This is a genomic window from Ruegeria sp. CDSC054, from assembly GCF_059610645.1.
In genome coordinates, this window is the sequence record NZ_JBXWOA010000010.1 from 42308 (window position 1) to 67819 (window position 25512).

The 25512-nt window shown below is 55.7% G+C and carries 22 protein-coding genes; 10 read left to right on the forward strand and 12 right to left on the reverse strand.

The genetic code is table 11. The annotated features are described in order from the left end of the window. Nucleotides 1-282: 282 nt before the first annotated feature. The gene (locus AC2FGC_RS17445; RefSeq protein WP_496725038.1) at nt 283-405 is read left to right on the forward strand and encodes a hypothetical protein; all 123 of its coding nucleotides are present in this window, start codon (nt 283-285) and stop codon (nt 403-405) included. A gap of 559 nt (nt 406-964) precedes the next feature. On the opposite strand, the gene AC2FGC_RS17450 is transcribed toward AC2FGC_RS17445, so the two are convergent. The 3 genes from AC2FGC_RS17450 to AC2FGC_RS17460 form a co-directional block, all read right to left on the reverse strand. Further along, nucleotides 965-1663 (reverse strand): response regulator transcription factor, encoded by a 699-nt coding sequence (locus AC2FGC_RS17450; protein WP_496725040.1) that lies wholly within the window; start codon nt 1661-1663, stop codon nt 965-967. Beyond that, nucleotides 1663-3528 (reverse strand): PAS-domain containing protein, encoded by a 1866-nt coding sequence (locus tag AC2FGC_RS17455; RefSeq protein ID WP_496783013.1) that lies wholly within the window; start codon nt 3526-3528, stop codon nt 1663-1665. The genes AC2FGC_RS17450 and AC2FGC_RS17455 overlap by 1 nt, the downstream gene beginning before the upstream one ends. Nucleotides 3529-3658: 130 nt before the next feature. Next, a complete protein-coding gene (locus AC2FGC_RS17460; RefSeq protein WP_496769285.1) occupies nt 3659-5191 on the reverse strand; it encodes a sulfatase-like hydrolase/transferase in 1533 nt (510 codons plus the stop codon). 296 nt (nt 5192-5487) lie between these two features. On the opposite strand from AC2FGC_RS17460, the gene AC2FGC_RS17465 reads away from it, so the two are divergent. The 4 genes from AC2FGC_RS17465 to AC2FGC_RS17480 are packed head-to-tail and all read left to right on the forward strand — an operon-like array spanning nt 5488 to nt 9398. Further along, entirely contained in the window at nt 5488-6612 is a 1125-nt protein-coding gene (locus tag AC2FGC_RS17465) for an ABC transporter permease (protein WP_496725046.1), read from the forward strand. 1 nt (nt 6613) lies between these two features. Beyond that, nucleotides 6614-7429 (forward strand): ABC transporter ATP-binding protein, encoded by an 816-nt coding sequence (locus AC2FGC_RS17470; protein WP_472725066.1) that lies wholly within the window; start codon nt 6614-6616, stop codon nt 7427-7429. A gap of 5 nt (nt 7430-7434) precedes the next feature. Further along, on the forward strand, nt 7435-8751 hold the full coding sequence (locus AC2FGC_RS17475; RefSeq protein ID WP_496769283.1) for an MlaD family protein: 1317 nt from the start codon (nt 7435-7437) through the stop codon (nt 8749-8751). Continuing rightward, nucleotides 8748-9398 carry an ABC-type transport auxiliary lipoprotein family protein gene (locus AC2FGC_RS17480; RefSeq protein ID WP_496740334.1) on the forward strand — a complete coding sequence of 217 codons (651 nt, stop codon included), beginning with the start codon at nt 8748-8750 and terminating at the stop codon, nt 9396-9398. The genes AC2FGC_RS17475 and AC2FGC_RS17480 overlap by 4 nt, the downstream gene beginning before the upstream one ends. A 43-nt stretch (nt 9399-9441) precedes the next feature. Here AC2FGC_RS17480 and AC2FGC_RS17485 read toward each other — a convergent pair whose 3' ends face one another. The 3 genes from AC2FGC_RS17485 to AC2FGC_RS17495 form a co-directional block, all read right to left on the reverse strand. After that, on the reverse strand, nt 9442-11337 hold the full coding sequence (locus tag AC2FGC_RS17485; protein WP_496783053.1) for a vWA domain-containing protein: 1896 nt from the start codon (nt 11335-11337) through the stop codon (nt 9442-9444). Between the two features lie 29 nt (nt 11338-11366). Next, nucleotides 11367-11906 carry an RNA polymerase sigma factor gene (locus tag AC2FGC_RS17490; RefSeq protein ID WP_496725226.1) on the reverse strand — a complete coding sequence of 180 codons (540 nt, stop codon included), beginning with the start codon at nt 11904-11906 and terminating at the stop codon, nt 11367-11369. A 62-nt stretch (nt 11907-11968) separates the two neighbouring features. Continuing rightward, nucleotides 11969-13549 carry an FMN-binding glutamate synthase family protein gene (locus tag AC2FGC_RS17495; protein ID WP_496783016.1) on the reverse strand — a complete coding sequence of 527 codons (1581 nt, stop codon included), beginning with the start codon at nt 13547-13549 and terminating at the stop codon, nt 11969-11971. A 216-nt stretch (nt 13550-13765) separates the two neighbouring features. Between AC2FGC_RS17495 and AC2FGC_RS17500 the strand changes: the two genes are divergently transcribed. Together AC2FGC_RS17500 and AC2FGC_RS17505 are read left to right on the forward strand one after the other, a co-directional pair. Beyond that, nucleotides 13766-14173, forward strand: coding sequence for a fluoride efflux transporter FluC (locus AC2FGC_RS17500; protein ID WP_496725052.1), 408 nt, complete (start codon nt 13766-13768; stop codon nt 14171-14173). Further along, nucleotides 14170-14532 (forward strand): fluoride efflux transporter FluC, encoded by a 363-nt coding sequence (locus AC2FGC_RS17505; RefSeq protein WP_496725054.1) that lies wholly within the window; start codon nt 14170-14172, stop codon nt 14530-14532. Before AC2FGC_RS17500 ends, AC2FGC_RS17505 begins: the two co-directional genes overlap by 4 nt. On the opposite strand, the gene AC2FGC_RS17510 is transcribed toward AC2FGC_RS17505, so the two are convergent. From AC2FGC_RS17510 to AC2FGC_RS17535, 6 genes are all read right to left on the reverse strand, one after another. Further along, nucleotides 14529-16052 carry a DHA2 family efflux MFS transporter permease subunit gene (locus AC2FGC_RS17510; RefSeq protein WP_496725056.1) on the reverse strand — a complete coding sequence of 508 codons (1524 nt, stop codon included), beginning with the start codon at nt 16050-16052 and terminating at the stop codon, nt 14529-14531. The genes AC2FGC_RS17505 and AC2FGC_RS17510 overlap by 4 nt on opposite strands. Next, nucleotides 16049-16897 carry an HlyD family secretion protein gene (locus tag AC2FGC_RS17515; protein ID WP_496725058.1) on the reverse strand — a complete coding sequence of 283 codons (849 nt, stop codon included), beginning with the start codon at nt 16895-16897 and terminating at the stop codon, nt 16049-16051. Before AC2FGC_RS17515 ends, AC2FGC_RS17510 begins: the two co-directional genes overlap by 4 nt. A gap of 165 nt (nt 16898-17062) precedes the next feature. Continuing rightward, nucleotides 17063-17389 carry a cytochrome o ubiquinol oxidase subunit IV gene (locus tag AC2FGC_RS17520; protein ID WP_113790775.1) on the reverse strand — a complete coding sequence of 109 codons (327 nt, stop codon included), beginning with the start codon at nt 17387-17389 and terminating at the stop codon, nt 17063-17065. Next, nucleotides 17382-18014 (reverse strand): cytochrome c oxidase subunit 3, encoded by a 633-nt coding sequence (locus tag AC2FGC_RS17525; RefSeq protein WP_496725061.1) that lies wholly within the window; start codon nt 18012-18014, stop codon nt 17382-17384. Before AC2FGC_RS17525 ends, AC2FGC_RS17520 begins: the two co-directional genes overlap by 8 nt. Next, nucleotides 18011-20101, reverse strand: coding sequence for a cbb3-type cytochrome c oxidase subunit I (locus AC2FGC_RS17530; RefSeq protein WP_496783018.1), 2091 nt, complete (start codon nt 20099-20101; stop codon nt 18011-18013). The genes AC2FGC_RS17525 and AC2FGC_RS17530 overlap by 4 nt, the downstream gene beginning before the upstream one ends. Then, the gene (locus tag AC2FGC_RS17535; RefSeq protein ID WP_496725065.1) at nt 20098-21060 is read right to left on the reverse strand and encodes a cytochrome ubiquinol oxidase subunit II; all 963 of its coding nucleotides are present in this window, start codon (nt 21058-21060) and stop codon (nt 20098-20100) included. The genes AC2FGC_RS17530 and AC2FGC_RS17535 overlap by 4 nt, the downstream gene beginning before the upstream one ends. A gap of 199 nt (nt 21061-21259) precedes the next feature. Between AC2FGC_RS17535 and AC2FGC_RS17540 the strand changes: the two genes are divergently transcribed. From AC2FGC_RS17540 to oppB, 3 genes are all read left to right on the forward strand, one after another. Next, on the forward strand, nt 21260-22483 hold the full coding sequence (locus AC2FGC_RS17540) for a lytic murein transglycosylase (RefSeq protein ID WP_496783020.1): 1224 nt from the start codon (nt 21260-21262) through the stop codon (nt 22481-22483). 404 nt (nt 22484-22887) lie between these two features. Further along, a complete protein-coding gene (locus AC2FGC_RS17545) occupies nt 22888-24516 on the forward strand; it encodes a peptide ABC transporter substrate-binding protein (protein ID WP_496725069.1) in 1629 nt (542 codons plus the stop codon). A 65-nt stretch (nt 24517-24581) separates the two neighbouring features. Next, nucleotides 24582-25505, forward strand: coding sequence for an oligopeptide ABC transporter permease OppB (gene oppB / locus AC2FGC_RS17550; protein ID WP_058277210.1), 924 nt, complete (start codon nt 24582-24584; stop codon nt 25503-25505). Nucleotides 25506-25512: the final 7 nt, after the last annotated feature.

Genomic DNA, 25512 nt, shown 5'->3' on the forward strand with positions numbered 1-25512 from the left:
ATTTTTCGTTAGTCTGCTACTTGCGCTATCGATTGCCTCGTTTGGACAACACTCACACGGTGTGGCTCTCTTTTTTGCTTCAATTCGAGCCTGCGTGAAGTAGAAGAGATGATACTACGCGTAACCAGCGCGCCCTTGCGATGTCTTGAATAATGAAGTTGTTATGAATCCCTCCGAACGCAATTACCGGCTTTGGCGCGTGATCGATCTGGCTGGAGCGTTGCGCTGGCCTAAGGTGATATACAGCTTGAAACCCACACTCCGGACCTGACTCTCGGCCGGATGGGTAATGCCGATGCTACGGCACTGGAAAACTACGAGATTCTGGATGTTGGTCTGGAAGACGGACCATTGACCGAACTTCTGCGGTCCAGGGGATTGATCGTAGCGGGACGTGAGGAATAGGCAGGCGTTTTGCCCGCCTAGTCAGACGAGGACGCGACATGGCTATTGCCGATGGATGGCGCGCAAACCCAGATCAACAATTGGAGGCACGACTATTATGAAAACAGGTCATATTCTTCGCTCGGAAACTTGACGCTGAACGTAATCGTGGCCAACTAACCGAAACCCGAAAGGCCGCATGAATACCTGACCGGAAACCGGGAGAGGTCAAGGCCAACCGTGCACTAACTTTCAATTTGAACCGCTCAAGTGGCGCTGCTCCTTGCCAATTGAGCAAGCCGCAGAAACAGAGGGAGTCCGGGTGTGAACTGACTTTTTCATGCTATGTTGACGCCTCAATAAATTTGCACCCACCTACCGCGAACTCGCAGATAGGTTTCATCCAATCCCGTGGGTAAGTGGCAGCCTTTCAAGGAAATCACTCAGAAACCTGCTCGCGATTGATTAACATCAACAAGCACCAAGGCATGCGTTTACCTCTACCTCAGTCAAAAAACCGCGACACGACCGGAACAGCGCCCTGTCTTTTTGTGCGGCAAGTCGTCGTTTTGACCAGTGCTTACCATTCAACATCGCCCAAAAAAATATATCCGGCACCATAGATAGTTTTGATCAGGCGAGGGTTTTTGGGGTCTTCGCCCAGTTTGGTCCGCAACCTGGAAATTCTGACATCCATCGCACGATCAAAACTGTCGCCGGCAGCACCACCCAGAGCATCTTGCATCTGAGTGCGGCTGATCAATCGCTTGGGACTTTCCAGAAACAGCTTCAGAACTTCGCCCTCTGCATGGCTGAACGGAGTTTCGGCACCGGATCCGTCTTCTAGGATGTAGCGATCAAAGTAGGCCGTCCAGCCGTTGAAACGTGCCACGTCAGATTGTGCGGTCTGCGCCTTGGGGGATCGCAACCGCGCCCGAATGCGTGCCACAACTTCGGCCGGGTCGAACGGCTTGGTAATATAGTCATCCGCCCCCAGTTCCAGACCGGTGACGCGATCCTGTACCTGCGCACGACCAGAAATGATGATGACCGAAGCCCCCTGCTCCAATGCCAGCCGATGGACCAGTGCCAACCCATCCGTATCCGGCAGGGACAAATCAACCAGACATACGTCCGGCGTAACCCGTTTGAGCGACGCTTCGAATTCCCGCGCGCGCGCAAAACTCTGGGTGCGAAAGCCTGCTTCTTCAAGCGCGTCGGTCAGAATGCGCCGGATCTCGGGCTCATCATCGACGATGGTCACCAGCGGTTGGGTCATCAGGCAGCCTCGTCACGGATCAGGGCGGACAGTTGGGCCCGGGTAAAGGGTTTCCGCAGCACCGGCGCACGTTTCAGCGCCTCGCGATACAACGGATCGGAATAAGGCAAGGATGTCATAAGGATACGGGGCAAGGCGGGCTCCAGTTTTGCCAAAAGATCCAAACCCGTCTCCTGCCCTTCAAGGCGAATATCGGACAGCACCAAAGCAATGTCTTTGACATCTTTTGCCAGGGCGATGGCTTCGTCACAAGACGTCGCCTCAATCACTGCAAACCCGATGTCGACCAACATATCGCGGAATTGACTGCGCAGATCGTTGCTGTCTTCGACCAACAGAACCAACCCTTCCTGTACTGGCAGGGCTACTCGGTACGGCAGTCGCAAAATGACCGATGCACCTGACGGAGTATTGCGCAAACTCAGGTCGCCGCCGGCCAGCTTGACGGTGTCGTAGACCATCGGCAGACCAAGACCCGACCCTTTGTCGCCTTTGGTTGTGAAAAACGGGTTCAACGCCTTTTCCAATGCATCTTTCGAAAACCCGGGGCCAGTGTCTGACACTGCGATTTCGGTCCATATTTCACCAATGGTATGGGCGCTGATTGTGATCTGGCCGGATTCTCCACAAGCATCCCGCGCGTTCAAAACCAGGTTCAGCAAGGCGTCCTGAACCATCCCGGGATCCAGCATCAGAGCTTTGTCCGGCAACGTATTAACCACCGACAAGCCGACCCCGCGCGGCAGGGATGGAGAGGCCAGAATGCGCAAATCCTCAAGCAATCCGCGCATGTCCGTCGCTTTGGGTTGAGGTGTCCGGTTACCCGTCATATCGGCGATGCGATTCAACAGTTGCCCACCCCTGCGCGCTGTCTGCTTGGTAGCGTCAATCAGCTCACGAGCATCTTCCGGCAAATCCATCTTTTCCAGCCTGGACTGCATGCCCAGAATAATGGTCAAAAGGTTCGAGAAATCATGCGCCAACCCGCTGGTCATTTGTGCGGCCATCGCGCGGCGACGGGTTTGTTGCAGCGCGACGCGCGCTTGCGTTTCCTCAGTGATGTCGACGGACATGATGTAAACACCACCTTCGCCATCAGGTGTGAAGGATACGCGAATGCGCCTGGAATCCTGATCTTCGGTAAACTCGAAAACAGAGGTTTCCCCGGCATAGGCCTTTTGCAGATGCGCCTGGACCCGTGTAAAAGCGGCAGAGCCCAAAGCCTTAGAAATATGCATACCCAAAATCTCGGACGGGCGACCTGGCATGACCGAGTTTAGCCGCCGGTTGGAGTAATCGTAGCAGCCTTTGGCGTCCAGATGTGCAATATGGGCCGGCATCATCTCGGTCGTCATACGGGTGCGCGCTTCGATCTCGGTCAATTGGCGTTTGGCTTCTTCCAAAGCCGAGTTTGTGGCCGCCAGTTTTCTGTTCGCTGCTGACAGCTCTTCAGCCCTGTCGAACAACTGACCAGAAAGCTCCTCGGAACGGGCGCGCAACAGCGCCTCAGCCTGTTTCGTATTGGTGATGTCTGTATAGACCGCCACCCATCCGCCTTTGGGCAAGGGGGCACCTTCAACCGAAATAACCTGACCATTGGCCCGAACGCGTTCGATGTAATGAGGTTCGAATGTCAGCGCCTGATTGACGCGCAGATCGACAGCCGCTTCGACATCATCGACATCGCCGTATTCGCCACTGGATGCGAGGTGGCGGATCGTGTCACTGAACAAAGCGCCGGGCTGTACGAGATGGTCCGGCAGATCAAACATCGTCTGAAACGGTCGATTGCTGACCACCAGCCGAAGCTGGCTGTCATAAATTGACAGGGCCTGGCCGATCAGATTCAGACCAGCCGTCGTCATGGACTTTATCTGTTGCTCGGTTATTTCCAAATCCATCCTCCCCGCGACACATGCGTAACACTGGATCTGTTACAGGTGTAGAGGGCAAGAGCGCGACAGGTTGGAAAAACGGGTCGCACATATTTTGCGATCAATACCTGGATTTGGTCTTGGGACCATCCGCCGTAATGGAATCCAGAGACAGTGTATGATCCATATTTTTCATCCGATGGCGCAACATTTGTCTGGATAGGCGCATCAAGACCGACAAATATTCGGGATCATTCGCCTTGTTCCGCAATTCTCCACCATCCTGGTGATCAAACAGCATGGGCGGAAGGTCTGCGGCGAACTCGACCAGAGTGAAACGCTCATCCCTCAGGATGCCCAGACATGAATCGCTATTACCCGTACCCAAAACCTGCTGCCAGATCGTAGGTTGCTCTGGTTCGGCAAAATCCAACTCGCTGAAGGAATAGCTGCGCCAATCGTCAGGGATTTGCCCTTGCATCAGCGGCAGCAACGATCGACCGTCCATGGAATTTGGGATCGGCTGGCCGATCCAATCCAAAATAGTCGGCGTAATGTCGATGGATTCCGTCGGTACCGAGATCACCGACCCGGCATGCGATTGATTGTTGGGGTCCCTAATCATCAATGGCGTTTTATAGGCGGCGTCAAAGACCGCCATCTTGCCCCAGCTGTGTCGGTCGCCCAGCATCTCTCCGTGGTCCGCAGTAATGACAACCATCGTGTTGTCGTATTGGCCACTATCCTTCAGGAATTGGACGACACGCCCGATGTGATGGTCAACCTCGGTTGCGAGACCCAGATAAACCGCGCGCAGCGTTTGGATGTTTTCAAGCGTCGGCTCTACCCCTTCAAAGCCCAAAACAAAGTCACCGGCGGACGTATTGTCAATTGTCGGGCCAATAAACGGATGCATCGCCCGTTCATCCATCGGATCAGAGAACCCTGCGGGCCGAGGCAGGGTCGCTAGGTCATACATATCGTTGTAGGGTGCCGGGGCGACCAATGGCGGGTGTGGTCGAATATAGGTCAGATGGGCAAACCAGTCTTGGCCAACATAAGGCGCCATGCTGTTCAAGAACACGTCCGTCAGAAAGGCTGTATCGCTGTCTTCAGCCCGGTACATAGCCGGGTCATTCAACCGGGGTTCACCCCCATCCGGCGCGACCGGCTTGTGAACATCCCAGTAATCCTCGAACGCATAGCCCTTTTGCATCAGATGTCCGCGCCAAGGATAGGATTCCTCCAACCGCATTTCGAGGACCTCATGAAACCCAGCCATTGGGTGTTCATAGGATTTCAGGATCGGATCGTTGTGGTCATGTACCCTAGGGTCGGCGGATGTATCCGTGTATCCAAACAGCATGGGCAGATAGCCGGCTTTGCGCATTTCGGTCGCGATGTTCGGGGTGTCATGCCGCAACGGGGTTCCATTGCGAACCGATCGGTGGTTCATCGCATATTGCCCGGTCAGGATTGACACACGCGATGGACCACAGGGGTTGGTCACCGAAAAATGCCGGTCAAACGTCACCGCCTCGTCCATGAATGCACGCAGGTTTGGCAGATCGACATGGGCCGCTAAAGCGCCGTTCAAACAGTCGGCGCGCAACTGATCTATGATGATGAACAAAACATTCTTAGCGTGCCGCATTTCGCTCTCCCTGATTCCACGTCAGTGGCGCCAGAGCGAACTCTGTCTTGGTTCGCAGAACCCCGCAACACCTGAGTCACGACCCATCGGATTTTCGCCCGGCGCGCCCATGCAACAGAAGCAACAGATTTATTTGAAATGATCTTGCGCCGATCGGCCCAGTTGAGCGCAAAACCAACCACAACCACGACCTTCGTGTCTGGAGATGTCACTTAGACGCTATTGAGCGCCAATAAATACAACACAGTTCGCAAAAATCCGTTGCAGGTCAATGTCCTTTGCCATCACATACGCTCATGACGCAGCCAGTGATACAGTCGGACCGTGACGCCAACGGCGTTTACCTGCGGGTTTCGGGTGATTTGGTGACTCAATCCCTGGACACGGTCGAAAAGGCGTTTGAAGAGTTTAGCGCTGACAGAGACGAACTAACAGTCGATCTTTCGAAGGTCGGAGCACTGGATACCGGTGGCGCATGGCTGATTGCCGATGTTGCACGGCGCGCAAAGGCAAGTGGCGCGACCGTACATTATGAAGGGTTAAAGCCCGCCCATTCCGCTCTTTTAGACACCGTGGCGGAAAACATTCCCGACGACCCCGGTGTGGCAACTGAAAAACGCAGTTTTACCGACTGGGTCGCAAGTGTCGGGGAACGCACCGCCCAGGCCGGAAAAGACATGCTATCCCTGCTGGGCTTCCTGGGTCTGACGCTGCATCGCCTTGTCCGTACAATTCTAATGCCGCGCCGTCTGCGCAAAGCGGCCTTGGTCTCGCAAATGGAAGAGACCGGACTCAAGGCCATCCCGATCGTTGCCCTTATGGGGTTCCTGATCGGCGTCGTACTGGCCTTTCAGGGCGCAACCCAGCTAAAGCAGTTCGGCGCCGAGATTTTCGTGGTCGAATTGATTTCGATCTCAGTTTTGCGTGAGCTCGGCATTTTGCTGACCGCAATCATCGTTGCGGGGCGTTCAGGATCGGCTTTTACCGCCTCGATTGGCTCGATGAAGGTTCAGGAAGAGATCGACGCAATGCGCACGTTGGGTTTGGACCCAATCGAGGTGTTGGTGATCCCGCGTGTTGTTGCCCTGTTGATCATGCTGCCGATCCTTGGTTTCATCGCCGACCTTGCCGCCCTTATCGGCGGCGGATTGATGAGTTGGATTGACCTGGGTGTTAGCCCGGGCATGTTCGTCACACGCCTGAAAGAGAACACCGGTATTTGGCAATTCGCCATTGGCATGATCAAGGCCCCCTTCTTTGCTTTGGTCATCGGCGTAATTGCTTGTTGGCAGGCCATGCAGGTCAAGGGGTCTGCCCAATCCGTCGGGCAACGAACCACGGCTTCGGTTGTGCAATCCATCTTTCTGGTGATCGCTTTGGATGCTTTGTTCTCGATCTTCTTTTCGGTGATGGAGGTCTGAGTTGGACGGTACGACGCTGGAACAAACTTCTAAATCCGACGCTCAACGCGAAGCGGTTATCCGCGTTCGCAATCTTACAAACCAGTTTGGGCCTCAAGTTGTACATCAGAATCTGAATCTGGATGTGTGGCGTGGTGAAGTTCTGGGGATCGTCGGCGGATCGGGAACTGGCAAATCGGTTCTGCTGCGCACGATTGTGGGCTTGAACAGACCCGCGGCGGGCAGCATCGAGGTGCTGGGTGTCGACGTATTGAATGGCCCAGAGCAGGAACGCCGCCGGATTGAGCGTCGCTGGGGCGTTGCCTTTCAGGATGGGGCATTGTTTTCCTCGCTGACGGTCTTGCAGAACGTGATGGCGCCACTGCGCGAACATACAGGGCTGAGCGAAAACCTGATGTGCGCGCTTGGTAACCTGAAGATCAGCCTTGTCGGTTTGCCGCAACTGAGTTGCGGGAAATTGCCTTCCGAATTGTCCGGCGGAATGCGCAAACGCGCCGCCCTTGCCCGCGCCTTGGCGTTGGACCCGGAAATTGTGTTTCTGGACGAGCCAACCGCGGGCCTCGACCCAATCGGCGCGGCTGCGTATGACGAGTTGATCGGCGAATTGCAGCATGCATTAGGCTTGACGGTCTTTATGGTCACGCATGACCTCGATAGTCTTTATGCCATTTGCGATAGGGTCGCAGTGCTCGCAGAAAAACGGGTTCTGGTTGAAGGTCCGATTGAAGAAATGACCAAAGTCGACCATCCTTGGGTTCAAGAGTATTTCACCGGCCCCCGGGCCCGCGCGGCGCAAGAGAAGGGTCAGGATAGGTAAAGGCTATGGAAACCCGGGCAAACTATATCCTGATCGGCGCGTTCACAATCGCGGGCATCCTTGGTGCCTTCGGGTTTTTCCTATGGCTCGCGAAATTCGAGGTGTCGCGCCAATACGCATATTACGACGTTCTGTTCGAAAACGTATCGGGCCTCTCCTCCGCAGGTGGCGTAAGCTTCAACGGCTTGCCCGTGGGTCAGGTGATTTCGTTGAACCTGGACGAGGACGATCCGTCAAAGGTGCGCGTTAAGCTTGAAGTAGATGCCGACATACCCGTCACCGAAGATACCATCGCGCAGCTACAATCTCTGGGCGTAACTGGCGTCAGTTATGTTGAGCTGACGGGTGGCAAAAGCAGCGACAAACCCTTGCCGGAAAACAGCGTAATCAAAAGCAAGCGCAGCGCGATTCAATCCTTGTTCGAAGGTGCCCCGAAAGTTCTGGATGAGGCGGTTACCCTGCTTGAGAGTCTGAATTCGGTCGTTGACGACAAGAACCGCCAATCCGTCAGCAAAATTTTGGACAACCTGGCTTCTGCATCCGGCAGGCTGGACAAAACGCTGACAGATTTCGAAAGCTTGTCCACCGACCTTGGCGGCGCTGCCAAGCAACTGGGCAACTTTACAACGCGGCTTGATAAATTGGCCGACACAGCCGAAACCACCCTGACGACAGGGACAGACACACTCAAAAGCGTAAAAACTGCATCCGAGTCCGCAACGGAAACACTGAACAGCGCCAAGACCACAATTGAATCGGCCGATCGCATAATACAGGACGACGTGAAACCCTTCATCGATCGCGCCTCGACATTGGCAGAACGCCTGACCGGCCTGTCCGACGAAGGCAGCGTTGCTTTGGCGACCGCGACCGAGACCTTTGTGAATGCAAACAAAACACTGGGGTCGATCACGGCAGCGATGGATACGGCAAACACCACATTGGCTTCTGCGGAACGCGCTTTTGACTCGGCCAATGAGGTCATCAACAAAGACGTCGGCGCAGTCATGGACGATATCCGCAATGCGGCCAATCAGGTCGCCTCGACGGTGTCTAATGTCACAAGCAAGCTGGACGAGATTTCGGCAGATATCCTCAATGCATCGCGATCGGCATCCGAGTTACTGGGGACCATCGACGGCATCGTCCAGGACAATCGGCGGCAATTGTCCGACTTCCTCCGCGTCGGCCTGCCCCAATTCACACGTTTCATAGAAGAGTCGCAACGACTGGTGATCAGCCTGGATCGGCTGGTGGACAAAGTCGAACGTGACCCAGCAAGGTTCTTACTGGGAACCCAAGCTTCGGAGTTTCGCCAATGATCAGGCTGTTTCTTTTGGTTCTGGCGTTGGTGTCGCTGGGCGCATGCACCGGGTTGGGTACGCTGAGGCAGGCCTCCAAGCCAAACGACCTGTATCTCTTGACGCCCAAAAGCACCTTTTCGTCTTCGTTACCGCGTGTGCAAAAACAAATCGTTGTACAGGAACCGACGGCTACGGCCGCGGTCAATACCGATCAGATCGCTGTTCAGCCAACCCCATTGCAGGTGCAATATCTACCGCGCGCCAGATGGGTCGACCGTGCACCGCTTATCGTACAGGCGCTGTTGGTCGAAAGCTATGAAAACAGCGGCAAGGTGGCCGCTGTTGGTCGCTCAACCGTGGGTCTGCGCGCAGATTATGTCATCGTTCCGGACCTGCGCGAATTTCAGGGGTTCGTCGTCAGCGATGTTGAGGGGACAAAAACCATTCGCGTCGAAGTGCGCATGAACATTAAGATCATTGATGAATTCGAAGACAAGATCATCGCGTCCAGTTCATTTCGGGAAGTTGTTGCCTCTGCTAGCGATGCGACGCCTGACCTTGTGAAAGCCTTTGACGATGCTTTGGGCAGGACCATGCGCGACGCCGTAGAGTGGAGCGTGCGCCGGATCAATACACATGCGGCCAACAACCAAAGATCGTATTGACGGGACACGGGCGCTGCCCAACGCAGCGCCCCATTGCCCGCTGTTACCTTGACAACGTTTGCGCAAGCCGCATGAGCGTGGCGGCTTCGGCCCTGTACCCAAAGGGATCTTCACCGCGGGCTGCGTTTGCCAATCCGATCGCATCGTCGTAGGACCAGTTCCCCAGATATTCTGCACCGCGCAATAACTGCCCGAACCCGGCGATGGCATAGGAAAAGCGGACATCGTCTGAAACCTCGTCCTGCGCCGCCGCAATGGGCTGTTCGATCAACTGGCTCTGATCGGACCCCGGCGTTTTATAACGCAGTTTGAAAAACCCGATCTCATCCGAACCGTCACGTACCGCTTGGGCATTATAACGCAACGGATCGTTCAGGATCGCGTCTGAACCAACAGGCGTGACCTCGTAAATCGCCGTAACCGAGTGGCCTGCGCCGATATCGCCGGCGTCCACTTTGTCATTGGTGAAATCTTCCCGACGCAACGCGCGCGTCTCGTATCCTATCAGGCGATACTCAGCGATTTGTGACGGGTTGAATTCGACCTGAATTTTTACGTCGTTTGCGATTGGGAACAATGCGCCGGTCAACTGGTCCACCAGGACTTTTTGCGCCTCGCTCAGCGTGTCGATATACGCGGCCTGTCCGTTTCCGTTCTGCGCAAGTGCCTGCATCGTGGCATCGTCCAGATTTCCCCGGCCAAAACCCAAAACACTCAGAAACGTACCGCTGTCACGTTTATTTGCTATGAAGTCTTTCAGCGCATCAGGATCAGACAAGCCAACATTAAAGTCGCCATCCGTTGCCAGGATGACGCGCGTGACCTCGTCGTCGGCGCTCATGCTTTCGGCTACCTGATATGCCTGTTGCAACCCGGCCTGACCTGCGGTCGAACCGCCTGCCTCCAACTGGTCGAGCGCGCCGAGGATTTTGTCACGTTCCACGGCCGCGGTGGGTTCCAGAACCTGCCCCGCGCTTCCGGCATAGGTCACGATCGAGACCTCGTCCTCATCTCGCAACTCTGACAGCATCAAACGGAACGATTGTTTTAACAGAGGTAGTTTGTTGGCATCATGCATCGATCCCGAGGTATCGATCAGAAAGACCAGATTAAGCGGTGGTCGGTCCTCAATCTGCGGCAATGCCCCTTGGATACCGACGTGCACAAGCTGTGTACCCTCATTCCAAGGCGTCGGTGTTACTGTGATCGTCGGCCGGAACGGCGCGTCCCCTTCTGGTGCGGGGTACGAGTAAGGAAAATAATTTACCATCTCTTCGACACGGACGGCGTCCTTGGGTGGAAGCTGACCGCGCATAAGAGAGGACCGGACGATCGAATATGAGGCCGTATCAACGTCAATTGAAAAGGTGGAAACAGGCTCTTCACTGGTGACTTTCAGAGGATTGGCTTCAGCGTTTGAAAACACCTCGGTATCCGGGAGGGGCAGAATTCCCACCTCTGTTTCAACCATCATATGAGTGGCATCGCCCGAAGTGACGCCAAGTCGCGCAGTGTTTTTAGCAACCAAGCCCGAAACGCCTTGCTGAGGGGCGGCCGCTTTGGATCGCACGGGCGCGGCATACTCTTCAACTACGACCGGGGCCTCAACGACGAGATCTTCCAATGCGGCAGAATCTGCTTCGGGTGCGGGCGCAGGGCTTTCACTGCGCGATAGGGGCTGCACAACGATGTCGCGGGACTGCGGCACGAACATGATCAGCGCAACAGCGGCAATTGCGGTTGTGGCGGTCAGGGCGCCGCGATGGGACAAGGCATTCAACATGGATTTCGCTCCTTCTGTCATGCGGGCCATTGGGCCTCGCTTAACAGTCGGACGCACCGCAGCATGCGATCCTTGGCTGTGTGCAAATTTTTTCTGAGCCAATTTCAAGTTTTTCGCCCGCCGTTCGGCATCTGGTGCCGGCGTCGCGACATCCATCAAGGCTTTGAAGTCATCAAGATCATCGGTCATTGTGCCAATTCCTCTTGTCGCAGGGCGCGCAGACGTTTGCGAATGTCGGACATGCGCCAGGACACGGTGCCTTCGGACACGCCCAGAACTGCAGCAGCTTCGGCGTGAGTCATTTCATCCTCTAATGTCAGGGCCAGTGTGTCTTGCAAATCGAGTGGCAGAGACCGCATGGCGCGCTGCAACCAATCCATTGCTTGGGCCGTTTCGGTCGCCTCTGCCCGTCGCAATTGCTCCACATCACCCCACCCTGCGACGGCGCGGCTGTGACTTGCCTGGCGACGCCGAGCGTCCTCGGCCGCGTTGACGACGACGCGATAGAGCCAGGTCGTGAACTTGGCCTGCGCCCGGAAGCCCGCGATTTTGGTGGGCAGCGCCGCACAGATATCCTGTGTGAGATCCTCAGCCTGATCAGCCCGTCCGGTCAGACGAAAAGCCAGACGAAAGACCCGATCGTAATGGCGCTGCAACAGGGTCGCAAACGCATCAGCGTCCCCGTCCGCGGCGGCCCTGGCCAAGTCCTCATCCGATGTTTTCATACGCATCACACTGAGTATGACGGATCGAAAACGTCAATCCTTGGCGAAATAGCCAAAAAAAATTAATAGCGGTCCGCCGACGCGAGTTTCCAATCGGCCGCGAAGTCGGACGGTATTGCGTCTGTCAACAAAACGCCTTCGTCGATAAGGGTATATAGTTCGGCATAAGACCGTTCCCGCTCGTCTGCCGTGCGGCGGCGGATATCCACCGGGTGAAGCTCGGACACCTTGTCTTTGCCCATAGCGCCCAAAAGTTCGCGGAAGCTTTCCAAGGTCGCATCGTGAAAGCGGTGTACGCGCTGGCGTTTTTGGGGAACATTGACCGCCCTGCCCCGTATCGGGTCCTGAGTGGCAACGCCGGACGGGCAGCGGTTGGTGTTGCAATGCAACGCCTGAATACACCCCACGGCAAACATCATCGCGCGTGCCGCGTTGCACATGTCGGCCCCCAGCGCGAATTTCTCGACCATGTCGTAGCCGGTGGCCACCTTACCCGAACAGATGATCCGGATTTCGTCGCGCAAACCGACGCCACGCAGGCAGTTGTTTACGAAAATCAGCGCCTCGTTCAACGGCATGCCCAAACGGTTGGTGAATTCGACCGGGGCGGCACCGGTACCGCCTTCGGCACCGTCAATTGTGATGAAATCCGGCAGGATTCCTGTTTCCAGCATCGCCTTGCAAATCGCCATGAATTCGGACGGTCTGCCAATACACAGCTTGAACCCGATTGGTTTGCCGCCAGACATTTCCCGCAGATGCTGCACAAAATGGATCAGACCGGTCGGGCCTTCGAAGGCAGAGTGGGTGGGCGGGGATATCACGTCCTGATGTTCGGGCACGCCGCGAATTTCGGCAATTTCCTGATCCACTTTTGCGGCAGGCAGCACCCCGCCATGCGAGGGTTTGGCCCCCTGCGACAGCTTGATTTCAATCGCTTTGACAACGTCCTTTTTGGCCTTTTCGGCAAACAGGTCCTTGTCAAAACCACCCTCGGGCGTGCGGCAACCAAAATAGCCTGTTCCGATCTGCCAAATGATGTCGCCACCCTCGGCCAGATGGTGCGGGGACAGGCCGCCTTCCCCGGTGTTGTGCGCAAATCCTCCGTCCTTGGCGCCGCCATTCAAAGCCCGGATCGCATTGGCGCTGAGTGCCCCAAAGCTCATGGCGGAGACGTTCAGCCGCGACGCGCTGTATGGCTGCGTGCATTGCGGCCCACCCAGCATGATCCGTTCTTCGCTTTCATCCACATGCTTGGGCGCAAGCGAGTGGTTGGCACGATGATATCCGACTGACAGGACGTCGTATTGTGTACCAAATGCCTGCGTATCCACCTGTCCTTTGGCACGCGAGTAGACAAGTGATCGTACGATTCTGTTAAAAGGGCGGCCGCTTTCGTTGGTTTCAACAAAATACTGCCGGATTTCCGGGCTGACGAACTCCAGCATGTACCGGAAATGCCCCAGGACCGGATAATTGTTCAGAACGTTGTGCTTGGTCGTCAGCATGTCGTAAAGGCCGATTACGGCATATGGAATAAGCACTACCAGCAACCAATGGGCGGGCGGCCAGAAAAAACCCCACAACAGAGTCAGCGGCAGACACACATATGCAATGAAGTAATAGAGTCTGCGTACAATCATTCGTGCTCTCCCAGGATCGCGTGCTTTCCGGTCTGCGGTAGCAGCCGAGGTGTTTGCCAAACGTGGGCCAAATCGCTGTTAGATTGCAAGCGATTGTGCCCGCCTTCACGTAATCGGGCGAAGATGTGAAATAAGGCGCGGACATTGGTCACGGTTGATCCGGGCAACGTCAGCCATTATGCCCGAAGAAACGGGATTGGGGCAGGACGGCAGGCTGTGACACAGAAACGAACGCATGTTCGGACCACGGCATTGATGTTCGGAGCCGTGTTCTTTGGTGGCGCAGTTGGGTCGCTGCTGCGCGAGTTGTTCTCGGTGAGCATACCGCATGCCGGATTTCTGACGCAGACCTTTGGCATCAATATAGTGGCCTGCTTCATACTGGGGTGGCTGTATTCGGTTCGAAACCGCGTCCATGCCCATGTGCTGCATCTTGGAGCTGTCGGCTTTTGTGGTGGCCTGTCGACCTTTTCCTCGTTTGTTGCGGAATTGGAGCGGTTGGCGTTGTCCAACATCTGGGTTGCGGCTTCGGCCGCCGCGTTGGAAATCGCGGCGGGACTGGCAGCCGCCATTCTGGGTGAGGCTATCGGACGGCGCTTTCATCCGCCGAGGGCGACTGAATGAACGAATTGTTCCTGCACGCGATGTTCGGATTGGGCGGCGGTTTAGGGGCTGTTTTGCGCCACTGGATCGCACTGCGGATTGTTCATGACCTGCCGTTTTCGACCCTGATTGTAAACGTTCTGGGTAGCCTGCTGCTGGGTTTGTGGATCGGCTATCTCGGCGGATCAATAGAGATGGGCGAAGAACAAAGACGCCTGGTCTTTGGCTTTTGTGGCGGCTTCACGACTTTTTCCAGTTTTGCCTATCAGTCGCTGGAACTCAGACGCGAACGGACCATCGCGCTGGCGGCGGGCAATATAATGCTCAGCCTGGGTCTTTGCTGGGCGGCATTGGCATTTGGCTTGTTCGTAATGCGTTAATGTGCAGGCACCGACGTCTGCATTCCAGGTTTAGGTGCTTTGCAAAAGAACAGCAGCGGAATGGTCGCCAAAGCCAAAAGCCCCAGATTGTTGAAGACGGTTAGATATGAAATCAGTTCAGCCTGCTGCGCGATCTCCTGCCCCAGAATGGCCGCCCCCTGCGCACTGTCTGGCGTCAGGTTCAGTGGCGCAAGATAAGCTTGCGCGGCCGGGTTATAGGGCGTCACATTTTGGCTGAGAATAGCTGTGTTTGTCTGAAGCCCACGAACGACCCAAGTGCCCACCAGAGAAATACCAACCGATGACCCAAGCTGGCGGGTCACATTGAACAGGCCGGATGCTTCGTCCTGACGGGTCTTCGAGATGCTCTCGAAAGCCAAAATCGACATTGGCACAAACACCAGCCCCATCCCCAGACCACTTACTGCTCCTGGCCATGCCAGTTCCCAAAAACCTGCATCCATGTTGAGCCTGCCCATCATGAAATTGCTGACGGCCGTCAGAAACATGCCCAAACCAGCCAGAACGCGCGGGTCAAATCGCGTGACCAGAACTGCGCCGGTCAGAACCATCGACAGCCCCGCCGCGACGCCTCGCGGTATAAACAGATGTCCGGATGTGATGACCGGATAATCCAGCAGATTCTGAACGAAAGTCGGCAGGATCGCGATACCCCCAAAAAGGGAAATCGCAAATCCGGCGATTACCAGATTGCACAGCGCAAAATTGCGATCCGCAAAAAACCGCAAATCGACTACCGGCTTCTCGGTGGTCAAAACATGAATGATGAAACCAAGCGCACCCAAAATCGACGCGATTACTGCAACCTGAATGACACGCGATGACAGCCAGTCCTTGGTTTCTCCCTGATCCAGAAAAAACTGAAGGCAGCCAATTCCGATGGCCAGAAGGGCAAGACCGGTCCAATCGATGCTAACTTCTTCTGTTTCATCGTCTGGCAACTCTCCGGCCAACAAAAGCAACGCCATCGCGGCTACCGGCAGGTTCACGAAGAACACCATTCGCCACGAGAAGTATTCGGTCAGGATTGCTCCTACCGTGGGACCCAACACCGGGGCCACGACGACTCCCAAACCGAAGACCGCCATCGCCTGCCCACGTTTTTCACGGGGATAGGCGTCGAATAGAATGGATTGGGACAACGGGATCAGAAACGCCCCGAACATGCCTTGCGCCAGGCGAAAGGCAACAATGGTCTCAAGGCTCCAGGACAGGCCACACATGACCGACATCGTCGCGAACCCGGTCACAGCGGTCAGGATCAGACGTCGACGGCCGACACGGCGGGCGACAAAGCCCGTCAGTGGCATGACCACAACGGCCGACACAATATAACTGGTCAGTATCCACGTGGCCTGATCGGTTGTTGCGCCGAACGCCGCCTGAATATGGGGCAGCGCGACATTGACGATTGTACTGTCGAGCACCTCAAGAATAGCGCTGAGGACAACAGCAACCACAATCACCGGATTGATGTGGCCTGCTGCCGGGGATGTCATTTTTGGGCCTGCGGTGTGGTATCCACGGTCACCTTGCTACTGCCACCCACTCGCAATGGGGCATCCGTCGGATCAAGTTCAACCCGCACCGGAAAGCGCCTCGTCACCTTGACCCAATTGCCGCTGGCATTTTCGGACGGCAGAAGCGAAAACGTATCCCCCGACCCCCGTCCGATTGACGCAACTTTGCCCGTCAGGGTGACGCCCGGCATCATGTCGATCTTTACCGTGACCTGCTGACCCGGACGAATGCGCGGCAGTGATGTCTCTTTGAAATTGGCATCTACCCACCAATCAGACGACTCGACGATCGAAAACTGCGGCGCGTTAGCTGAAACCGACGATCCGGGCCTGAGAGTCAGGTTGGCGATCCACCCATCTGCCGATGCAAAGATCTTGGTCCAATTTTGATTGGCCTGAGCAATTTCCACTTGGGCTTGCGATGACAGTATATCGTCCTGTTTGGCCGCCAAACCACTTTGTAAGGCCAACAGGGCGGATTGGCTTGTGGTAAGTTGCGCCGCGGCGCGCGCAAATTCCGAACTGGTCTGATCCAGTGACGCCTGCGCCAGATCACCATCTGAAAACAGCGCCTTAGCACGTTCCAGATTGCTCTGAGCCGTATTGTAGGCCGACTGCGTGCTGTCGACCACTGCTTGTGCAGCCGCGATCTGCGTACCGTAAGACTGCGCCTGCTGCACCGCGCTGTCGAGGTTGGCCTTGGCCTGATCGACCGAAGCTTTGAATTGCGTATCGTCGATTGTGAACAGCAAGTCCCCGGTTTTGACCGGCTGGTTCTCAATCACAAGCACTTCGGCAACCTGACCGGTGACTTGTGGTGCCACGTATATGATGTTCGCCCCCACATAGGCGTCATCGGTCGAAGGGTATCGTTCCTGATGGCGCCAGTACTACAGCAGCCCGACGGCAATTGCGGCCAAGATGACCACCGCGCCAACGACCTTAAGAGATTTCATGAACCAGCCCCCTTCATTTGGCTTGGCCGAACGTCACATTGGAAACGTGTGCATCCGAACCGCCAGATTACCCATGATCCAAACAGTTCCAAGAATGATGATCAGCAGCACCATCGTGGAAAACAGGATAAGGTCCAGATCTTCGCGGCTGCTGCGACGTCGGTCGATGTGCAGGAAATAAACCAGCTGTACGATCAGCTGAGCCAACCCAAGCAGACTGATTGCAAGGTAAACGCCCTTTGTCTCAATGCCGTAACGATAAGCGATTCCGAAAACTGCAAAGGTCAACAAAAGCGACCCACCATAGCCGATCACATAACGGCGGCGCTCGCGGCGATGCATTTCGCTACGTTTATCCATAAGTCAGCCCTCCGAAATAAACGATCGTGATGATGCCGATCCAGATGAGGTCCAGAAAGTGCCAGAACAACGCCAGCCGCACCACGCGTGACATCAGGAGATCAGTCAGGCCAAAGACCCTTAGCTGAATGCCCAGCACGATCAGCCAAATGCACCCTGCTGTAACGTGCAGGCCGTGAAGGGGTACCAAGCCATAAAACGCGGACAGAAAACCGCTACGCTGAGGGATACCGCCCTTTTCCGCCATCGCCATGAAATCGCGGATCTCCAGAACCAGAAAACTGAGACCAAGAACCAGAGTCACGAAGAACCAGAATATGATCCGCCACCGCGGAAGATTGTATTTGAGCGCAAGCATCGCCAGACCCACGGTAAGGCTGCTGGTCAAAAGGATCAGCGTCTGCGCAAAGATGCTTTTAAGGTCGAACAGTTCGTGCGGCCCGAGTCCGCCTGCCTGTGCGTCGATCATCGTGATGTAGATCGCGAACATCAGCCCGAAATAGACCAGATCGCTCATCAGAAAGACCCAGAACCCAAAGGTGACGACTTCGCTTGCCTTGTCGGCACTTGCGTGCCGCCGTCCAAGGTTCAGGCCGGGATAGCTGTGGGTGGGCGCGCGTTTCATGTCACGGCCTCCAGATCAGAGCGGGCCAATCCGCGATTTTCCGGGGCTGTTTCGTGATCACGGTCAACGGGCGTAGAATTGTGAACCAGATCCAACCAGGCTTCGTGCTGCTTACGCACGTCGTCTGCCGGGATGACCCGCTCTGTTTCGGCCTTAAACGTCCATGCGATAAAGGATGCAAGCATCAAGATTGTCATCAGCGCCGCCAGCCACCAAATCCACCAGACCAGCGCAAACATCCAAACCCCGCTGAGCACGCAGAGACTGAACCCAATGCCAGTGTTCAACGGAACCGAGATATCCTCATAGGCCTCAGGCGACGGATACGCGTTGCCGCGCTCTTTCGCGGCGGCAAAATCGTCTCGATCGGTCACATGGGGGATGATGGCAAAATTGTAGGAGGGAGGCGGGGCCGGGATCGCCCATTCCAACGTGTGCGCATCCCACGGATCACCGACCGGAACGCGTGCGTTTTCCCGATCACGGATACTGACCCACAGTTGCACGACCACCGACAGCAAAGCCGCCAATATCATCAGCGCGCCGACGACGGCGACGATCATGTACGGGTGGAAACTCGGGTCCTCCCAACTGAATGACCTGCGTGGCATTCCCATCAGGCCGACGAAATACAGCGGCAGGAATGTAAGCATGAACCCGACGGTCCACAACGCAACCGAGATACGGCCCCAGAACTCGTTCAGGCGGAACCCGAATGCTTTGGGGAACCAATAGTTGTATCCGGCAAGCAGTCCGAACAGCACGCCTGGCAACAGGACGTTATGGAAGTGGGCGACCAGGAACAGTGTGTTGTGAACCTGATAGTCCACCGTCGGGTTGGCGAGGATCACGCCGGATAGCCCACCTATAACGAACAGCATCAGGAAAGACAGGCCATAGAGCATGGGAACGGAAAACCGGATGCGCCCCCGGAACAGCGTTGCCATCCAGTCATAGACTTTCACGCCGGTCGGGATCGCGATTAGCATTGTGGCGATGCCAAACACGGCATTGATCAGCGCGCTTTGACCCATAGTGAAGAAGTGGTGTAGCCAGACGGTGAATGACAACACCGCAATCGACATGGTGGCGATAACCAGTGAGTTGTAGCCATACAAGCGCTTGGCCGAGAATGTTGCGAAGACCTCTGAGTAGATACCGTAGGCCGGCAGAACCAGCAAATAGACTTCGGGATGACCAAACAGCCAAAACATATTGGCATAGTTCATCATGTTGCCACCAAGGTCGTTGGTGAAAAAATGAAAGTCCAGATACCGGTCTGCTGCAAGCATCAGTGCGGCAACGCCCAGAGGCGGCATGGCAAAGACGATCAGGATTGAGCTGCAGATGATTGTCCAGCAATACATCGGCAGCCGCATGAATTTCATGCCCGGCGCGCGCAGCTTATAGATCGTGACTGCAAAATTGATGCCCGTAAGTGTGGTTCCGACACCAGAGACGACGATCGCCCAGATCCAGTAGTCAGGGCCAACACCGGGATTGAACGCCGCACCAGTGTACGGCGGGTATGCTGTCCAGCCGCCAGTCGAAAACTCGCCCACCACAAGCGAGACCATCAGCATCATCCCGGCTGAGACGGTCAGCCCAAGGCTGATTTGGTTCATCACGGGGAAAGCCACATCGCGAGCGCCGATCATCAGCGGTATCAGGAAATTCGCAAGACCGAACACAAATGGTACGGCGACGAAGAAGATCATGATGGTCCCGTGAGTACTGAAGAGCTCGGCAAAATGCTCGGCCTCTAGAAACCCGTCGCCCGGCCCTGCCGCCTGCTGCGCACGCATTGCCACGCCTTCCAACACACCGCGCGCCAGCATGACGATTGCAAAGACGATGTACATGATGCCGATCTTCTTGTGATCCGAACTGGTCAGCCAATCGCGCCACAATGGTCCCCAAAGACGAAACCACGTTAATGATCCGACGACGACGATGACACCGACGATCACTATCGCAGCGGCCGTGTTGGCGACAATCTCATTTGTGTTGGGATTCTGAATAAGCCCTGTGATCGGAAACGCGTCCCAATCCAGGCGGCCGAAGAAGCCAGAACCATTGGTGGTCATTGCTGCGCCTCCCGTCCGAATTCTACCGTCCCTGGCTGCTGGTCGGCGGTCAGAGCATTGTTGCCGTGATACCGATGCACAATTGAATGAAACAGGTTGCTGTCCTCCAGCGTGAAATACAACGCGTTATCTGGCATTTGCGCGGTTCCCAACGCGGCCTGCACCTCGTCCCGGTCCGTCCGCATGGCTAAAATGCGATAGGTCTCGTCATTCAGCGCAATGCCGTTGCTGCGGACCTTGTCGGCCCATTCGTTGAATTCCTCAGCGGACATGGCGACGGTTTGGAACTTCTGTTTGGTGAACCCGCGCCCGTTATATTGGGTGTTCTCGCCCTGCATTGTTGCAGCCACATCCGACACGACATGCAGTTCTGTCGTCATACCGGGCATTGCATAAATCTGGCCAGCCAAAGCAGGGATCATGAAGGACTGCATCACAGTGTCGGTCGTCAGTGTCATTGCGACCTGCTGTTTGACGGGAATGCCAAGCTCTCCGACGCTGGCGATGCCTAGGTCAGGGTAGATGAACAGCCATTTCCAATCCAATCCGACGACCTGAACGTTCAGCGCAGGCATTTCGCCAAAGCGATCCGAATATGGGTCCAATCGGTGGGTCGCCTTCCACAGATAGAAAGACAGCAGCGCGACAATCAGGACCGGCACGCCCCACATAACGAACTCCAACGGACCGGAGAAATCCCACTTGGGCCGGTATGTGGCTCCGCCTTCTTTTCGGCGGCGATACCGAAAAGCAATCAGCGGCACCAGAACAAGAACCGGAATAACTGCCAATAGGATCAGGACAGTTGCCCGGAAAAGGTGCACTTTTTGGACAGCGGCAATCGGACCTTGTGGGTCCATGAAACTGTCACTTGCACCGGCAGCTTGCGCCGTAGCAGAGAGAGCCGCAGCGACAATCACAACTTGCATCGCCTTTGGTGACATTCGGAATAGGGCCACGCCTGATTGTCCTCCTAAAGCAATCTCTCGCGCCAACTATCAGCAGACAAATGAAATTTCTCAAGGCTTTTTCCCAAATAGGTCGGTGCTCTGCCACCGACCCTGATCAACTGTGGGAATAGGTGCAGACAAAACCACGGGAAAACCGCTGTTGACTTGCGGCTTTGACCAAGCCAGACCTTAAGCGATGCGATGGATTATGTTCGTCCTGGGTCTTTGGTGCCTGTCCACAAGCGCAACCGCACAAGATCGTGCTGCGGTTGAAAAACAATTCCAGGCTTGGCTGCAAGAAACCATCTGGCCAAAGGCCAGAGCCAAGGGTGTTTCCAGGCGCACGATGCAGCAGGCCTTTGACGGTGTGACGCTGAACTGGAAATTGCCGGATCTCGTGCCGCCGGGGCAACCGATCAAAACCCCGAAACGGCAAAAACAGGCTGAATTTGGCTCTCCGGGTCGTTACTTCAAGGCGGGTTCCGTACAGGGAGCGACATCAGTCGGGCGGCAGATGGCCCGGCGACACGCCGCAACCTTGTCGCGCGTCGAGGCCGAAACAGGCGTGCCCGCCCGCATCATTCTGGCCATATGGGGTCGTGAGAGCGGCTATGGGCAAGTTCCCATTCGGCACAACACGTTCCAGGTGTTGGGCACCAAAGGGTTCATGAGTACCCGCGCTGACTATTTTACCAAAGAGCTGATCGCGGCACTGCAAATCGCAGAGGCGGGCGATGCACCACCGGGCTCAATGAAAAGCAGTTGGGCGGGCGCTTTGGGTCAACCGCAATTCATGCCCTCCAATTTCCTGACCTATGCGGCCGACGGGAACGCGGACGGGAAAGCTGACATTTGGACCTCTGCCGAAGACACTATTGCTTCTATCGGGAATTATCTGGCGCAGCATAGCTGGAGGGCCGGGCGCGATTGGGGGTTCGAAGTCGTTGTTCCTGACACCATATCCTGCGCGCTGGAAGGTCCTGACCAGGGCAGACCCATTAGGGACTGGGCCGCAATGGGAATTGCGCGCGTGTCAGGCAAGCCGTTTCCAAAACATGAACTGGCCGGAGATGGGTATTTGATGATGCCCGCAGGGCGGAACGGCCCTGCCTTTGTCGTCACGCCGAACTTCTATGTCCTCAAGGAATACAACAAAAGCGATCTGTATGCCTTGTTCGTTGGACACGTCGGAGACCGCATTCAATATGGCGTTGGCGATTTTTCTGGTCGCTGGGGCAAGATCGACGCCATGTACCGATCCGATATCGCTGCCATGCAACGCACACTGGAACAACAAGGACACGACGTGGGCGGAGCAGATGGCCTACCGGGTTTCAAAACCCGTCGCTCGATCGGACGCTGGCAAGAATCGATCGGCCAGGCTCCTACCTGCTTTCCTGATGCGGGAATGAAGGCCAGCCTGAAACAGTAGCGATTCGCCCTGTTCCTGAGACCCTTCAGCTGTTTGACCCGACGGCAACAGCCAAACGAAAAACGTCGCCTTTCACGAAAATGTCACGAAGCCTTCGAGTTTCAACATAAAATTTCCACTGCACCCCCGTTTCCATTCACAATCCACCTCTGGTTGCCCAATTTTCAGGCAAAGGCTTTAACCTTTTTTGAAATAATGCCACGTTCGACGTCAGTGAAAGGCGACTTTTGCAAACACGTTCCCGACTGCAAACCGAAAGACTGCGACGCGGTGTTCATTGCGATCTGAAAAAGCAAAATTCGAACCAGTCCCGGTCTCTTTCTGGGTCGGACAAACATGGTGGCCTTCAGCCATCCTGAAGGGATGCGCGTGGGTTGCCGAATAAAAAACGGGAGTTGAAAAACATGAACAAGTATATTCGTACATCTCTTGCGGGGCTGTTGACCTCGACCATGATTACCGGCGCTGCCTTTGCCGCCGGAACCCATCCAGAAACCGGCGAAGCGTTGGCGGATGACCAGACCTTTACCTATCGTATTCTGGACGAGCACAGTTCAGTCGACCCTCAGGTTGTTGAAGATGTATCCGGCGCCGAGATCGTGCGTGACCTGTTCGAAGGCCTGATGAACCAGGACGAAGACGGCAATCTGGTCCCCGGTGTTGCCACCGGTTACACGACCAACGACTCTAAAGACGTTTACACCTTTACCCTGCGCGACAATGCGAAGTGGTCGAATGGTGATCCGGTAACCGCCAGCGATTTTGTTTTCGCCTGGAAACGTGCCGTCGATCCCGCCCTGTCCTCGCCCTATGCATGGTTCATGGAACTGATGTCGATCGAGAACGCATCTGAAATCATCGCAGGTGACAAGTCGGTTGACGACTTGGGCGTTAAAGCCATCGACGACCACACGCTTGAAGTGACGCTCAGCGCACCACTGCCGTACTTCCCGCAAATGACCACGCATTCGACCACTTTCCCTGCCCCGCAGAAAGTCATTGAAGAGTTTGGCGACGCCTGGACCAAGCCTGAAAACATCGTATCGAACGGTGCATACGTCCTGACCGAGCATCTGCCGCAGGAACGTTCGGTTCGTGAGCGGAACGAAAACTACTGGGATAACGACAACACGATCATCGAAAAAGTCGTGGCACTGGTCATCAACGACGAAAACGTCGCGCTGACCCGTTACCTGGCAGGTGAGCTGGACCGCACAGAAGTTCCGGCAGGTCAGTTCCCACGCTTGCAAAAAGAGCATCCGGAAGAAGCAATCAGCTTCCCGCGCCTGTGTAACTATTATTACACGTTCAACCTGTCCGATGGTGGCCCCGAAGCCTTCAAGGACCCGAACGTCCGTCAGGCGCTGTCCCTGGCAGTTGATCGTAAGATCATCACCGAGAACATCATGGCAGGTGGGCAACCGCAAGCTTATACCTTTGCCCCGGCAGCAACCGCTGGCTTTGACGTTCCAGACGTAGAAATGGCGTCCATGTCGCAGGCCGAGCGCGACGAACTGGCCAAGGAACTGCTAGCCGCAGCTGGTTATGGTCCCGACAACCCACTGAGCTTTGAGATGGTTTACAACACCTCGGAAGCGCACAAAAAAGTTGCCGTAGCCCTGAGCCAGATGTGGAAGCAAAAGCTGGGCGTAAATGCCGAGCTGGCCAACATGGAATGGAAAATCTTCCTGGAAGAGCGTGGCAACCAGAACTTCGATATGGCACGCGGCGCATGGTGTGGCGACTATAACGAAGCCTCTACCTTCCTCGATCTGCTACAGTCGGATTCCGGCTATAACGACGGCAAGTACAACAACGCCCGCGTTGATGAATTGCTGTCCGAAGCCAAAACCTCTGACGATGCGGCACCTCTGTACACCGAGGTCGAGCGTATCATCGCGCAAGAGACGCCCGTTATCCCGATCTATCACTATGCTGGCGTTTACATGATGGACAGCGATGTCGGTAACTGGCCGGTCAAAAACGTAGAGCAGAACTGGTATTCCAAGAACCTCTACAAAACCGCCGAATAATCTTCCTTAGACCAAGCTTTGCCCCGGAGTTCTTTCCGGGGCAAAGCCAATAATGGGGGCATGAAATGCTTGCCTATATCGTCCGGCGATTGCTGATCGCCGTCCCAACGATCCTTTTGCTGATCGTTGCAAGTTTCTTTCTGATGCACTTCGCGCCAGGTGGGCCTTTCACCTCGGAGCGGCCACTGCCGCCCGCGGTTCTGGCCAATATCGAGGCGCGGTACGGGTTGGACCAACCGCTGTGGAAACAGCTGTGGGACTATCTGTACAACATCGTCGTGCATTTTGATTTCGGCCCGTCCTTTAAGTTCAAGGACCGGGATGTGAATGACATCATCGCGCAGGGTTTCCCGATCTCGCTGACCTACGGTTCGCTGTCCTTCCTGGTGGCAACAACCGTCGGAGTCGCGCTGGGGATTGCCGCGGCGATCAAGCACAACAGCTGGATCGACTATTTCGCTGTTGGCTTGGGTATCGCAGCGCAGGCGCTGCCGAACTTCATCATGGGTCCGATCCTGATCCTGACCTTCACCTTGTGGCTGGGATGGCTGCCGGGCGGTGGCTGGAATGGCGGCCAGTGGCCGTACCTGATCATGCCCGTTATCGCGCTTGCGACCTCATACATGGGGTCCATTGCGCGGATCACGCGGTCATCGATGCTGGAAGTTCTGAACTCGAACTTCATCCGCACGGCTCGCGCCAAGGGTCTGCCGACAAGAACTGTGATCTGGCGCCATGCACTGAAACCAACCTTGCTGCCCGTCGTGTCTTATCTGGGTCCGGTTTTCGTCTATGTACTGACCGGTTCGGTCTTTGTGGACATCTATTTTTCGACCGGTGGGCTGGGGCAGGCCTATGTGGGGTCCGCGCTATCGCGTGATTACGCGGTGCTGTTGGGTGTCACGATCCTATATGGCGTCCTGACCGTACTCGTAAACCTGCTGACCGACCTGGCCTATGCCTGGTTCGATCCGAAAATCCGTTACTGAGGGGCTG